Source organism: Sapientia aquatica, assembly GCF_004358105.1.
Classification (GTDB): domain Bacteria; phylum Pseudomonadota; class Gammaproteobacteria; order Burkholderiales; family Burkholderiaceae_D; genus Solimicrobium; species Solimicrobium aquaticum.
The window spans coordinates 207,471-221,856 of record NZ_SMYL01000005.1 but is presented as its reverse complement, the minus strand read 5'-3'; the positions used below and the strand labels follow the sequence as shown (position 1 = coordinate 221,856).

Genomic DNA, 14,386 nt, shown 5'->3' with positions numbered 1-14,386 from the left:
TACCGTAATACACATCGTCGCAATGGACGACTTGAGGGCAAAGATAGACCACTAGTTTGGATGCAGTGAGGATGGGATGGCGACGCTAACGAGCGAGTTATGCTTATGTAATTGATCACCATAATTAAGCAAACATACACGAACATTGCAGAGTGCTTACTATGATTATTTATATTAAATATTTTTCGATAATTCAAACTAAACAATGCAGCATCAAGCGGCAAAACTCATCGCCACTTGTCCGAATATTTATTGATAATAAAATTAACGCATAGTAATATCCAGCAACTATTTTTCGCTAATTTAGCCTGTAACCACGCCGCATCAGTCCAACGCATGAACGCATCCAATACACTTTCTCCGGCGCTACTTGCGGCTAAATTAAATCCGATTTCAAGCGGTTCGTCGGAAGTAATTCGTGCAAGCATTGACGCCCTAATTTCCAGCTCTCAAGCTTCCAAGCTCATCGTCTTTCGCGCACCGACTGGATTCGGAAAAACCACGACCATGGCACAAATCCGCGCCAAATTTCAAACAAATGGAATTGATACCGCGTGGCTAAACTTGGATTCCGGCGACAACGACCCGTATCGATTCTTAAGCTGTTTAGCAACAGCCATTAATGGTATGGACGATGAAGTATCTGAAGATAAAAAGAGCAGTGCTGTAACGATGGGTTTTGCGCTCGGTGACACGACACTCAACATCATTAGTCAATTGGCTGCGCATGACGCGCCATTCGCTATTTTTTTAGATGACTTTGAACAAATTCGAGAATGGGCCGTCTTGGGCTTAGTGCGGGAAATCATCGAACGACTCCCACGTCGCGGACAAGTAGTCATTGGCACACGCGGATTGCCAGAAATAGGATTAGGAAAATTGCGCGCACGCGGACAACTAGTAGAAATTGATTCCACCCGCTTACGCTTCAATCTGACTGAAGCGACTGAGTTTTTTACGGAAAATCGCCAGATTGCCATTTCTTCTGAACACATCCACCAGCTACACCACAAAACCGAAGGCTGGATTGCGGCCTTATGGTTAGCGTCTGGCGGGTTGGAGCCGATAGAAACGCGAACAAATTTTATCCAACGATTTTCTGGCTCTAACCAAGCGGTGGCCCAATATTTAGCAGAAGATGTGCTGTCCAAACAGACTCAAGCGATTCGACACTTTTTAATTCGCACCAGCATCCTAGGTGAATTAAACCCATCTCTGTGCGCTGCGCTAGTCCCCGGAATAAACGCGGCAACTACCTTAAGCCAACTTGATGCCGCTAACCTTTTTGTTATCCCGATTGAAGGCGAACAAAAATCGTACCGCTATCACCGCCTGTTCGCAGACTTTTTGCGCGAGCAACTAGTACGAACAGCGCCACACGAATTGCCACGACTACATAGCGCAGCGTCAAAGTGGTACCAAACGCAGCAGCAACCAACGCCCGCAATTGAACACGCGCTGGACGGCGGAGATTTTGAGCAAGCGTTAGATTTACTGTCTCAACATAAGGAAGCCTATTTGGCGCATGGCCGCATGCGCTTGCTAGCACGTTGGTTAAAGGCGATCCCAGAAAAACTATTGAGCAACTATCCCATGTTATCCATGATTCATGTTTGGTCGCGCTGCTTTACGACCGGCCCCTGGGAGGCGATGGAGTTACTGGAGCGATCTGGCTGCCTCAATAATAATGACCCCGATATACAAGCCCATGTTTTAGCGCTACGGCCCCTGCTACTGGCGATGATGGATCGTTACGATGAGGCCTACACTGAGGGTGTAAAGAATCTAGCGTCCTTACCAACCACACAACCATTTGCTGACAGCGTTTTGTCCAATGCCATGGCCTATGTCTTTGCCGTTGTAGGACACCATCGCGATTCGCAAAATATTCTAGAAACGGCACGTCGCAACCAACAGTTCGACGATGGATCGTTTAATAAGATGTACACCGAATCGGTAGAGGGCGTAATTGATTTAATCGAAGGCCGATTCCGGCAAGCGAGTGCACGGTTTCGTATGGCAGTAAGTTCCGCAACTCCTGCCCCTAAAAATTACACCAATGGCAATGCCTGGGCTGGTGTGCTCTATGCCAGCAGTGTCTATGAGGTCAATAATTTGGAACAGGCTGAGCATCTGCTCAATATTTATGTGCCGTTAGCCAAAGATGTGGTCATGCCGGACCACATCATCATCGGCTACATCATGTTATCGCGCAGCGCCTTTGTGCGCGGTGACATTGATCACGGGTTTCAACTGTTAAGTGAATTAGAACAACTTGGACACCGTCGCCAAATTCCTCGGATTACGACCAGCGCCAAGTTAGAACGTGCTCGCGTACTCCTGTTACAAAATCACGCCCAAGCAGCCAAGCAAGAATTAGAACGCGCTAATGGCAATCTATTGTGCGAGCGATTGCAACAGATGCGTCTTTATTCCCATGACATTGAGTATCCCGCATTGGCCGATCTACGCTGGGAAATCCACTTCGGCGATAGTAAAAAAGCTTTATCGCAATTGGGTGTTGAAATCAGCGCTGCGAATCAGGCAGGACGCCAGCGGCGTGTACTCAAACTGCGCATCTTAGAAACTCTGGCACTACAAAAGAATGGCGATCGGCGCGCTGCATTAAGTGCGCTCACTGAGGTCTTAAACATCACCTGTGCAGAGGGCTATATCCGATTAATCTTAGATGAAGGTGCGCTCATGGGTATTCTAGTGCGACAATTCCAAGCATCCAACGTCATCACCGTGCCGGAATTAAAAAATCCAATTTTTGCAGAATACCTGCAGCGCCTCGTTGATGCCTTCGGTCCACCACCTATTAACGAAAGCGTAGCCGCCCCCTCCAAAACAAGGCATCAATTAATTGAAGCGCTCACCCAAAAGGAAGTACGTGTCTTGCTATTGCTGGCAGAAGGCTATTCTAATAACGCGATGGCTGAAAAATTATTTATCTCGGACAGCACCGTGCGAACCCATCTGCGCAATATCAATGCCAAACTAAACGCCCAAAGCCGCACCCAAGCGGTAGCAATTGCACGTCATCTTGGATTGATTCAATAAACCGCTGCTCAACAGCGCGCCCTATTACTATCCTATCAATGCGCCCTTAATTGTTGACTCTGACTTAAGGATGCATGAAGTTCGTCGTAAGTCCACCTCAGCCAAAATCGTCTTAATAGACGATTGTCCAGCATCCCTGCTCGCCTTACTCTAACGCCAACAATGCTGACAAAACGCTTCTTTCAGAGGCCGATTGAAATCCACATTGCACGCCACGAGTGTGCTTCACATAACGAATAACAATGGACAAAAACAATAAAACTATGCTCGAAGGCATTCGTATTGCCGACATGAGCAACGTCATCTTTGGCCCTTACTGCACCCAAATATTGAGCGACCTCGGAGCAGAGGTTATTAAAGTAGAAGCATCCGAGGGTGACTCTGTTCGCCTCATCGGCACACCAGCAAAGACTCCATTTATGGGACCGGTGCACATGCGTGTTAATCGCGGCAAGCGATCGGTTGCGTGGAATTTAAAATCCGAGTTTGGGCAAACGGCGATCCGACGTTTGCTCGCCACTAGCGATGTCTTCATTCATAACACACGCAGTGAAGCAGCAAATCGACTCGGTTTAGACTACGAAACCGTGCGCGCGATTCGACCCGACATTATTTATGTGCACTGCACCGGATTTGACACCCGCGGCCCCTACGCTGGACTACAAGCCTATGACGACATTATTCAGTCAGCCTCTGGCATGGCGTCATTACTGCCACGTGTTGATGGCAACCCACAGCCACGCTTTTTCCCGATGGCTGTAGCGGACAAAGTTTCTGGATTACATGGCGTGTATGCCGTCCTAGCAGCCATCATCCACCGCTTACGCACTGGCGAAGGTCAACGAGTTGAAGTCCCGATGTTTGAAGTAATGGCCAGCTTTAATTTAACTGAGCATTTATGTGACTTAAGCTTTGTGCCTCCAACTGGTCCCTCCGGATACACCCGCCAATTAGATCCAGTGCGCCAACCGCTCAAAACAAAGGATGGTTATATCAGCATTGCACCCTACCTCGACGATCGTTGGGTCCGCTTTTTTGTGGTCGCAGGTCATCAAGAGGTTTTGCAGGACGAGCGTCTAATTGATGCGGCCGCAAGGCGAAAAAATACCGATTTAATGTACCAATTATTGGCGCAAATTGCACAAGAAAAAACGACTAAACAATGGCTGCAACTACTCAAAGTCGCCAACATTCCTGCGATGCACATCAACAGTTTAGAAGACTTATTAAAAGACCCGCAGCTCAAGGCGACGGGTTTATTTCAAGAGCGCGTTCATCCGACAGAAGGTAACTACATCGAAGTTAATTCACCGGTACGATTTTCCCGTCAAACAAAAACGGAATCACGTCACGCACCTACGATCGGTGAACACTCCGAAGAAGTCGAACTTGAATTAGGCTTAGCAAATCTAGCAACCGATAGCTAAATCGCCCAGCACGCGCAAATTAGGCGACCTCAATGTGACCAAACTAACCGGAGCGGCAAATGAAACTGCAACAGTTTGACTATGTAATCGTTGGTGGTGGCTCGACCGGATGTTTATTAGCCAGTCGCCTCAGTGAACCGCCCAGCGTCCGTGTTGGCCTGCTTGAAGCAAGCGAGCCAGACGATTCAAACTTTATTAAGTTGACTCAAAAAAAAGGCCAACACTGCCATGCTGAGCTTGCCTCGATCCGCGCCAATTTGCACCGTACCACTTTAACTGCGATTAGTCATACGCTAATTACTGCGATTGAATTTGCCAGTTTGGACATCGCCAGTATCACCGTCAAGCAGGACGGCCAATTACCTCAATTACGAGCAAAAAAGGAAGTCATCGTGTCCTCCGGCACGTATTTTTCGTTACAACTGAGTGCAATGTCCATCGGCAAAACGCTAAGTCAGCCAAACAATAATTCAAACGCTAACGCAGCACTAATATTGTCGCCGAGCCTAACAAGCTCCAAACCGGAGCATACCTCGACTGGACTCAACCAAGTTGATGCACTCAACTGTTAGCGGACTGAATCAAGTCCTTGAGGAGAAGCGAACAGTAAGATTAATTCGAATTGGATTTTGCGGCGCGGTTGAACTCGAGATGAATCCAATGACACGATTCCACTCAGCGCGTTGCTATTGAATTGCGGTGCGATCGTACTGCTAACCAGCAATCAAGTGACAAGGAAATACCAGTATCCATTTTTTTCGCAAGATCAATCTGCTTACACTCACGGCAGATTATTCAGTTGTACCTAGTGAGGAAATAAGTCCATCCACTGGACAAAATTAATAATCGAAAAATCGGAGAAACAAAACATGAAAAAAGTTGCACTAGTATTGGTTTTAGCCCTCAGTGGTAGTTTCACCCATGCACAAAGTAGCGCCGAACTAAAAGGTTGGTATTTATCCAGCGTCATTCCAGTGGGCTCATTGATCTATAGCATGGCCTACGGTCAACAAACCGTTAGCAATATTGTGGCCAGCGCCAAGACCGCAGTTGGTGTTTCATACTGGCTTTCAAAACTCACTAGCGTATATGCAAATTATGCCTATGACAGCAAAATAGCCAATATGAAAGATGCGTTTGAGATAGGCATCAGCCGCGCATTTTAATACTGACCAACTTTTTCAGCGAGATACAGAATGAAAGAAAACCTTCCTTTAAGCGCCACTGAAATGGTAGCCGCTCTCAATTCAGGCAAAGTCAGCGCGTTAGAACTGTGTGACGATGCTATTGCTCGAATCGACGATGACGTCGAATTGAATGCCGTAGTCGTCAAAGATTTTGATCGAGCGCGTGAGCAGGCAAAGTTAGCCGATCAGGCAATCCGGCGCAAGGAGCGCAAGCCATTATTAGGCGTTCCGATGACGGTTAAGGAGTCCTTTAACGTTGCTGGACTTCCGACCTCTTGGGGACTGACAACCTACGCCAACAATATTGCGCAAGAGGATGCCGTGGCGGTGACTCGGCTAAAAAGTGCTGGGGCAATTATTTTGGGTAAAACCAACGTCGCACAGGCGTTGGGCGACTTTGAGAGCAATAACCCAGTGTACGGACGCACTGTTAATCCAATCGATCGCAGCCGCACGCCGGGCGGTTCATCGGGCGGCTCGGCGGCAGCATTAGCCGCCGGTTTGGTCCCATTGGAACTCGGTTCCGACATAGGTGGTTCCATCCGCGCTCCAGCCCATTTTTGCGGCGTCATGGGACACAAATCAACTTATGGCTTAATCCCTATACGTGGACATGAACTATCCAATTTCGCCGTCGCGCCAGATCCGCTTGCCGTGATTGGGCCAATGGCGCGTAGCGCCGAAGATTTACAGCTCGCTTTGAACGTTTTGGCGGGTCCGGACGACTGGCAGCAATCAGCCTATCGCTTGGAATTACGCCCAGCGAAACTGTCAAACCCGCAGGGTTTGCGTGTGCTAGTGGTAAAAGATCATCCCATTATTCCAACCAGTGCTGAAGTAGCACATGCTGTCGATGTAGCGGCCGAACGCTTACGTCTGCAAGGTGCTTTAATCAGCGAAAATACCACCCTAGTGCCCGACCTCAAAGCCATCCATGGTAACTATGTCGCCATCCTGCGAACCATAATTAGCCGTGGTATGCCTGTAGCCGAAGCGCCGCTCACAGCACATCAGTGGATGACACTAATGGATCGGCGATTATATTGGCAGCAACAATGGAAAGTCCTGTTTGACAGCGTTGACGTGATCATCGCCCCAGCGTTTAGCCGCAGCGCATTTGCGCATCTATCGGCGCCCAATATGGCCTCAACCCAAATTGAGATAGATGGACAATTGAGTATGTATCGTGACCAATTAGCATGGTCAGGCTTAGCAACCTTGGTAGGGCTACCCGCTACGGTTGCGCCAGTCTGTAAAAATGAACAAGGTCTACCGCTTGGCGTGCAAGTAATCGGACCGCTGTTCGATGATGCCAGCACAATTAAAGTAGCTGGTTGGATTGCTAACTCGTAGACTTAATTTCCCTTAGCAGCACTTGATCGCGCTGCTAAGGGTTAATTTAATTCAGCCATTCTTAGGAAACTTAGAAGCAATAAGCAAGATTCAAATATGTACTGATTGGCCTGATCTTATCGTCCCCCGTCGTTACGATAACGACTTTGTTTGCAGTGGTAACGGTCGTCGTGGCCGTCTCTTTTAATGGGATATAGCTCAACGATAAGCCCAAAGACCAGTGAGAATCTAAGGCGTAGTTGAGTCCTGCAAGAAAGGCTGGATTCCAAGAACTAGAAACCGAGAGGGTTCCACTACTACCTGGTCCCCCCACACTTTCCACAAAGGCGTTATTAGTCAGCTTACTATGCACAAAGCGGGTGTAGTTGATCCCCATGCCAAGATAGGGGCGCAGTGACACCTTTGAATCCCAAAAATGATAACGCGCAAACAGGGTTGGTGCCATGGGAGTTGCTTGCCCAATAACGCCAAATGGCGCTAGTTTGCCCTCGCCTTTGGTTTTGAGCGGACTGGGAATACCTCCGACCGACTCAATCGAAAAGTTATCAGTAAAAAAATGGGCTAAATTGATTCCGCCCGTATCACCATTTTGCACAGCCGAGCCAGTTCCGGCTAGAACCATATTTTGCGGCTTGCCAGCGACGCTTTCTAATATCGACGGGGAAGATCGATTTTGCGGCATGATGTGTATCCAGCCCAAGCTGAGCACATTGTCGCCGGCGCTTTGAGCTTGCGCAACCCAACTTGCGCTGGACAAAACCAGTGCTGCTCCGACCCGGTTTGCTCGTTGTTTCATTGTTTGCATTTTCATGCTGTCTCCTTTTGGTACTACTTTGAAAAGCCACTCGTTGGTGGAAATTCTTCTTTGGTCTATGCCAATTCTATAAATAATGCGTTTGATAACATCGTGCAAACCAACTGCCAGTGGCAATTCTGGCGAGGCTTGCTAGGCTTTAAATTTAGATAAAAAAGTGATTAACTAAAGTATGTTGTTGCCTTCGCTAAATATTGTTTTGCGTCTGCGACAATCCGCTCAATCAGATCAGCACAGCTTGGAATATCGTCGATCAAACCAATCACTTGGCCCGCCGTGATCACACCATCCTGCACTGAGCCGCTGGCCAACGCAGCACGGCCGCGAACTCCAGCGACCAGAGAGCGAATCTCCTCAAACTGGCAACCACCGGGGCGACTTTCCATTTTCACGACCTCATCGGAGATGGCGTTTTTAAAGACCCGAGCGGTGTTGTGCATGGTCCTAAAAATCAATCGCGTATCGCGCTCGGTAGCCGCCACCAAAGCTTGCTTGATGTTTTGATGAATCGGTGCTTCTTGGGTGACGCAAAAGCGCGTTCCCATATTGATCCCTTCTGCCCCCAAGGCCAGCGCCGCCGCAAAGCCTCGACCATCGCCGATTCCGCCTGACGCAATCACTGGAATTTGCAATGCACGCACGGCCGCCGGAATTAGAATGAGACCCGGCACATCGTCTTCGCCGGGATGCCCGGCGCACTCAAATCCATCGATCGAAACCGCATCAACCCCATTGCGTTCGGCTGATAATGCATGACGCACGGTTGTGCATTTATGGATTATTTTGATGTCGTTTTGATGGAATAAGGTGATGAATTCCTTGGGGCTATTACCCGCGGTTTCGACCACGTTGACGTGGCCTTCAATGATCGCTGCCACGTATTCAGCGTATGGCGGTGGGTTGATAGTGGGCAGGATAGTCAAATTGACGCCGAATGGTTTATCGGTCATCGCGTGCATGCGAGCAATTTCTTGGCGCAAATCTTCCGGAGTTGGTTGAGTGAGCGCCGTCAACACGCCCAAGCCTCCGGCATTCGATACCGCCGATGCAAGTTCAGCTAGCCCTACCCACTGCATTCCACCTTGAATGATGGGATAGCGAATTCTTAATAATTCGGTGACACGGTTTTTCATTTCGTACTTTCTACTTTCATGGATGGACACTGGCTTTGGAATAAAACTGCTCGCCGTGTTCGGCTCGCGCTCTAAGCCACGCAGACGGGCGATAGCGCTCGCCATATTGATTAGCAAAGTGTTCGCAGCGCGCTACAAAAAGGCGAATTCCTACGCTGTCGATTAAGGACAACGTGCCGCCAGTCCACGCTGGATAGCCCAATCCAAGCACTGCGCCCAAATCGGCATCCGCGGCATCATTGATTACGCCCTCTTCCATGCAGCGCGCGGCTTCTAAGGCTTGCAGGTACAGCAAACGATGTTGTACTTCGCTGAGCTCGGGTTGTAATTGTTTGAGGGGATACAGCTCGGATAAGCCACTCCATAAGCGTTTTTTGCCGTCGACTGGAAAGTCATAAAAGCCGCCGCCTGTTTTACGACCTAAGCGTCCTAATTGGTAGAACCGATTAATCACCTCGTGCGCGTGACGACGTTGGAATTTCTCCGGTAGCTGGTCCGCTTGGGATTGATCCAAGATCCGCTTTTGCAAATCGATCGAAACTTCGTCCGTCACGGCTAACGGTCCAACCGCGAAACCAGCGCTTCGGGCGGCATTTTCGATTAAGGCAGGCTGAATGCCTTCGGCCAGCATTGCCATACCTTCGTCGATATAGCTACAAAAAATTCGGCTAGTGTAAAAGCTTGGGCTATCGTGGACGATAATTGGGGTCTTTTTGAGCTGAGCTACAAAATCCAAGGCGGCCGCAATCGTGGCTTGCGAAGTTTGCTGCCCAATGATCACTTCAACCAAAGGCATGCGCTCCACCGGCGAGAAGAAATGCAAGCCAATAAATTGTTGCGGTTGACTCCACTGCTGCGCTAAACCGGTGATAGGTAAGGTTGAGGTATTGCTGGCAAAAACCCCCTCTGAACTAAGGATGCCTGCCACTTTCTCCATAACGCTGGACTTAATTGCACGGTCCTCAAATACCGCCTCGACGATTAATTGGCTTTCGGCCAGTTGGGAAAAATCTGTTGTTGCAAGAATGCGAGCCAAAATCACTTCGGCCTGCTGCGCCGATATACGTCCTGCTAGGACCGATTTATCCAAGATTTTTTTCGAATACGACCAGCCTTTGTTAGCCTGCTCAATAGTGCTATCCAATAGCACTACATTGATCCCCGCAAGCGCGGCGACGTGCGCGATGCCGGCACCCATTAGGCCCGCACCTAGAACTCCGAGGCGCGTCACTTGGCGCTTTTCAACGTCTTGTGGACGGCGCACCAATTTATCTGCTGCGCCTTTATTGATAAACATCGTGCGCATCAAATTACGCGCCACCACGCCACAGGCCAAACTGCCGAAATATTTGGCTTCAATCTTGAGTGCCAAGTCAAAAGGTAGTTGCGTACCTTCATACACACAGGAAAGAATTGCTAAGGGCGCTGGATAATTATCTTGGCTAGCCTGACGCACGCTGGCTAATCCGGTGCCAAAACTAGTCACCGAATGATTGGCCATCGCTCCTGCACCGCCTGGGATACGGAAACCTGTTGAATCCCAAGGTTGGTGTGCGTCGGGGTGTGTCAAGACCCACTGGCGGGCGGTCTCGACGAGCTTGTCGGCTGGAGCTAAGGTATCGACTAGTTGGTAAGCCAAGGCTTCCCGCGCGCTAAGGTGCTGCCCCGACAAAAGTAAGGGCAAAGCGCGTTCAATTCCAATTAAGCGCGGCAAACGTTGCGTGCCGCCAGCGCTGGGCAACAAACCAAGCTGCACATCCGGCAAACCAATACGCACCGCATCGTCATCGACCAATACCCGATAATGGCAAGCCAAACAAAATTCATAACCACCGCCTAGCGCCAAACCATTAATTGCCGCGGCAACTGGTTTGCCACACAATTCGAGCTGACGAAACACCTGCGCCCCGGAGGCAGCTCGCTGGGCTGCTGCTTGCGCTGTCATCCCTTTATCGTGCCACTGAACGATGTCCGTTAAATCGGCACCGACAATAAAGCTGCCCACTTTACCGGACGTGATAACGGCTCCTTTGATGATTGAATCAGTGCTAATGCGATGCACCACAACCCGCAGTTGCTCCAACAATTCAGGCACAAATGCATTGAATTCACGTCCAAGTACATCAATGGTAATTAGAGCGACGCCATCGGCATCGACCTCAAGTATGATCGTCTCTGTCATAGTAAAACTTAGGAATTAGGATTTAAAACAAAGTAGGCGCTAGAACGCTATATCCGCTCGATAATGACCGCCGTAGCCTGACCAGTCGCTGCACATAAGGTAATTAAGGCGGTGCGTAGATCACGTCGCTCCAACTCGTCCAACACCGTGCCAAGCAGAATCACGCCAGTTGCACCCAGCGGATGGCCGAGCGCAATTGCACCGCCATTGACGTTAATTTTGTCGCGCGGAATATTAAAGTGGCGCATGTAGCGCATCGGGACGACAGCGAAAGCTTCGTTGACTTCAAATAAATCAATATCGCGAATGCTCATTTTCGCGTGGGCCAGCACTTTGTATGTAACTGGAATTGGCCCACCTAAACTTAGCAGCGGCTCTGTCGCACACGAAGCTACTGCAACGATACGAGCGCGAGGCAGTAAGTCATTGCTCTTGCCAAAACTCTCACTACCCAACAACACCGCACTTGCTCCGTCTACGATACCGCTTGAAGTTCCGTTGGTATGCACATGTTGCACACTTTCTAAATGCGGATAGCGCTGTAGTAGGATCGAATCAAAACCGGCTTCACCCAGCGCCGCAAAAGCAGGCTTTAGTTTGCTCAGATCGGCCATCGAAATACTTGGCCGCAGTGCTTCGTCTTGGTACAGCAATATGTCTCCCAAGACATCGCGCACCGGGACGAGCGACTGGTCGAAATAGCCCCTGATTTGGGCCACCGCAGCGCGCTGCTGACTTTCAAGCGCATAGGCATCGATTTGTTGACGAGTAAAACCATCCAAGGTCGCCATTAAATCAGCAGCCACGCCATTGGGAATATAGGGAAAGTGCCGGCCAACCTGTGGATCACTGTAACTGGCGCCACCGTCCGATCCTATCGTCACACGCGACATCGATTCCACCCCGCCACCTATCGCGGCCTGCACTTGACCAGACACAATCATGGCGTGGCACAGCTTTACAGTATCGAGTGCGGAAGTACAAAAGCGGTTGAGCTGAAAGCCCGTGACGCTATCGCCATAACCAGCACAAAGCAGAGCAGAACGGGTAATATCGGCGCCTTGCTCTGACACCGGCATCACCACTCCCAAGCCAACGTCTTCAATGGCGGTTGGGTCAAAATGATTGCGATCTTTTAATGCGGCTAGCACTTGGCTGACTAAGTGCACCGGAGTGATTTCGTGTATCGCCCCGTCGGAGCGACCTTTGCCGCGCGGTGTGCGGACGTGATCGTAAATATATGCTGCTTTCATTGATTCCCTTTTTGAGGCGTAGCCCTCCATTTACGCGGAGTCGCTTGCGAAAGAATTAGATCGACATTGCTTGATCGCGTTAGTAAGAAAAGCCTTGGTTGGGGACCACTGTAGCGGGCGACTCACCACACGACATCGTCGAAAACGACGTTTGCCCAGCGCACTGTTGTAATTTTGCGCTACAGAAACCAGCTCGTTTCTTCCAACTGATCTAGCACAGCGGTGCCAGCTTGCACGGACTGAAAGCGGTAAGCCACTTCGGGTAATAGCTTGGCAAAGTAAAAGCGCGTTGTAGCCAATTTGGCGCCATAAAACGGATCGTGAAATGCAATTTTAGCGCCCGCCACAGCAGCAGCTCGTGCGAACAAATAGGCGAAGACCACGTGACCAAGAATGCGCAAATAATCGTTGGCCGCGGCACCAATTTCATCAGGATTATTGTCCGCCGCCTGCGTCAACTGCTCCGTCAATTGCAGTAATTGTTGCGGCAAATTGATTAGCGGACTCAAAAACTCACGCATCGCTAAATTAGTCCAGTGATCAGCCACAAAATCACTAATAAGTTGCAGCAATGCGCCAAGTTTCTCTCCGCCATCGGCCAATACCTTACGTCCCAATAAGTCCTGTGCTTGGATACCATTGGTACCTTCATAAATTTGCTGAACCCGCGCATCCCGCACAAATTGCTCAACACCGCAGTCAACCATATAGCCGTGCCCACCATAAACTTGTACGGTCAAGTCGGCAACACTGGAGGCATTCTCGGAGCTAAAAGCTTTGGCAACTGGTGTCAGCAATGTCACCAAATCAGCTGCTTGACGGCGTGCAATTGGATCAGGGTGCGCCGCTTCAATATCTAACTGTAACGAAAGCCAATAGACCAACATCCGCGCACCCTCGGTCCACGCCTTTTGCGTCAATAACATGCGCCGCACGTCCGCATGGACCATGATCGGGTCAGCCGCTTGATCAGGAAATTTCGCCCCCCGCACTGAACGCATTTGCAAGCGTTCGCGCGCGTAGTCCACCGCGTTTTGATGGGCCTGCTGTGACACGCCAACCGCCTGAATTCCGACACCAAGACGTGCTTCGTTCATCATCAAGAACAGATTCATTACGCCGCGACCTTCTTCGCCCACGAGCCAGCCGGACGCCCCGTCAAAATTCATTGCGCAAGTAGCGCTGCCGCGCAAACCGGTTTTATGTTCGAGCGAAGTTGCAGTCACGTTATTAAGAGGTTTCAACGATCCGTCGGCATTGGGGACAAATTTAGGGACCAGAAATAATGAAATTCCTTTGCTACCAACGGGTGCACCGGGCAAGCGCGCCAACACCAAATGCACGATGTTTTGCGCTAAATCATGATCGCCACCCGAGATAAATATTTTGGAACCTGTGATTCGAAACGAGCCATCATTTTGTGGCACAGCTTGCGAACGAATTAATCCCAAATCAGAACCGCAGTGCGACTCCGTCAAACACATAGTGGCAGTCCACTGTCCATTGACGAGGTACGGTAAATAAATTGCCTTGAGTTCGGACGAGCCGTACCGATGTATACATTTGTACGCGCCATGAGCAATTCCCACAAACATGCACCAACTTAAATTAGCCGCCTGAAATAGTTCAAACAAGGCATTGGTCACAACGCTGGGAAAGTGCTGTCCACCGTATTGTTCCGAGGCGGATAAGGTCGGCCAACCGGCTTCGACAAAGCGTTGGTAAGCGGCTGGAAATCCATCCGGTGTTTTTACCTTGCCATCAATAATGCTGCAACCCTGCGCGTCGCCGATACCATTTAACGGCGCCAAAACTTCTTTAGCAAAACGGCCAGCGGCATCAATGGTTTGATTAATCGTCTCAACATCCACGTCAGTAAAGGCCGGCAGCTGTGCCAGAGTTTGTTTAATGTTGAGCAATTCGTATAGGACAAATTCCATGTCGCGTTGAGGAATAACGTAAGTAGGCATCGCA

Annotated in this window: 10 protein-coding genes; 5 read left to right on the top strand and 5 right to left on the bottom strand. The window is 49.7% G+C overall.

The genetic code is table 11. The annotated features are described in order from the left end of the window. Window positions 1-336 precede the first annotated feature (336 nt). From E2I14_RS11940 to E2I14_RS11920, 5 genes are all read left to right on the top strand, one after another. Window positions 337-3,063 carry a LuxR C-terminal-related transcriptional regulator gene (locus E2I14_RS11940; protein WP_133328754.1) on the top strand — a complete coding sequence of 909 codons (2,727 nt, stop codon included), beginning with the start codon at window positions 337-339 and terminating at the stop codon, window positions 3,061-3,063. Between the two features lie 242 nt (window positions 3,064-3,305). Beyond that, entirely contained in the window at window positions 3,306-4,490 is a 1,185-nt protein-coding gene (locus E2I14_RS11935) for a CaiB/BaiF CoA transferase family protein (RefSeq protein ID WP_133328752.1), read from the top strand. Between the two features lie 59 nt (window positions 4,491-4,549). Beyond that, on the top strand, window positions 4,550-5,062 hold the full coding sequence (locus E2I14_RS19980) for a GMC family oxidoreductase N-terminal domain-containing protein (RefSeq protein WP_206105631.1): 513 nt from the start codon (window positions 4,550-4,552) through the stop codon (window positions 5,060-5,062). 297 nt (window positions 5,063-5,359) lie between these two features. Continuing rightward, window positions 5,360-5,656, top strand: coding sequence for a hypothetical protein (locus E2I14_RS11925; RefSeq protein WP_133328750.1), 297 nt, complete (start codon window positions 5,360-5,362; stop codon window positions 5,654-5,656). 30 nt (window positions 5,657-5,686) lie between these two features. Further along, a complete protein-coding gene (locus E2I14_RS11920) occupies window positions 5,687-7,030 on the top strand; it encodes an amidase family protein (RefSeq protein WP_133328747.1) in 1,344 nt (447 codons plus the stop codon). 70 nt (window positions 7,031-7,100) lie between these two features. Here the strand turns inward: E2I14_RS11920 and E2I14_RS11915 are convergent, their stop codons facing one another. The 5 genes from E2I14_RS11915 to E2I14_RS11895 all read right to left on the bottom strand — a co-directional run bounded on the left by E2I14_RS11915 (window position 7,101) and on the right by E2I14_RS11895 (window position 14,382). Continuing rightward, a complete protein-coding gene (locus E2I14_RS11915; RefSeq protein ID WP_133328745.1) occupies window positions 7,101-7,841 on the bottom strand; it encodes an OmpW/AlkL family protein in 741 nt (246 codons plus the stop codon). Between the two features lie 164 nt (window positions 7,842-8,005). Next, on the bottom strand, window positions 8,006-8,977 hold the full coding sequence (locus tag E2I14_RS11910; RefSeq protein ID WP_133328743.1) for an NAD(P)H-dependent flavin oxidoreductase: 972 nt from the start codon (window positions 8,975-8,977) through the stop codon (window positions 8,006-8,008). A gap of 16 nt (window positions 8,978-8,993) precedes the next feature. Next, entirely contained in the window at window positions 8,994-11,159 is a 2,166-nt protein-coding gene (locus E2I14_RS11905; RefSeq protein WP_133328742.1) for a 3-hydroxyacyl-CoA dehydrogenase NAD-binding domain-containing protein, read from the bottom strand. A gap of 47 nt (window positions 11,160-11,206) precedes the next feature. After that, the gene (locus E2I14_RS11900; RefSeq protein WP_133328740.1) at window positions 11,207-12,412 is read right to left on the bottom strand and encodes an acetyl-CoA C-acetyltransferase; all 1,206 of its coding nucleotides are present in this window, start codon (window positions 12,410-12,412) and stop codon (window positions 11,207-11,209) included. 179 nt (window positions 12,413-12,591) lie between these two features. Continuing rightward, window positions 12,592-14,382 carry an acyl-CoA dehydrogenase C-terminal domain-containing protein gene (locus E2I14_RS11895; protein WP_133328738.1) on the bottom strand — a complete coding sequence of 597 codons (1,791 nt, stop codon included), beginning with the start codon at window positions 14,380-14,382 and terminating at the stop codon, window positions 12,592-12,594. Between the last annotated feature and the right edge of the window lie 4 nt (window positions 14,383-14,386).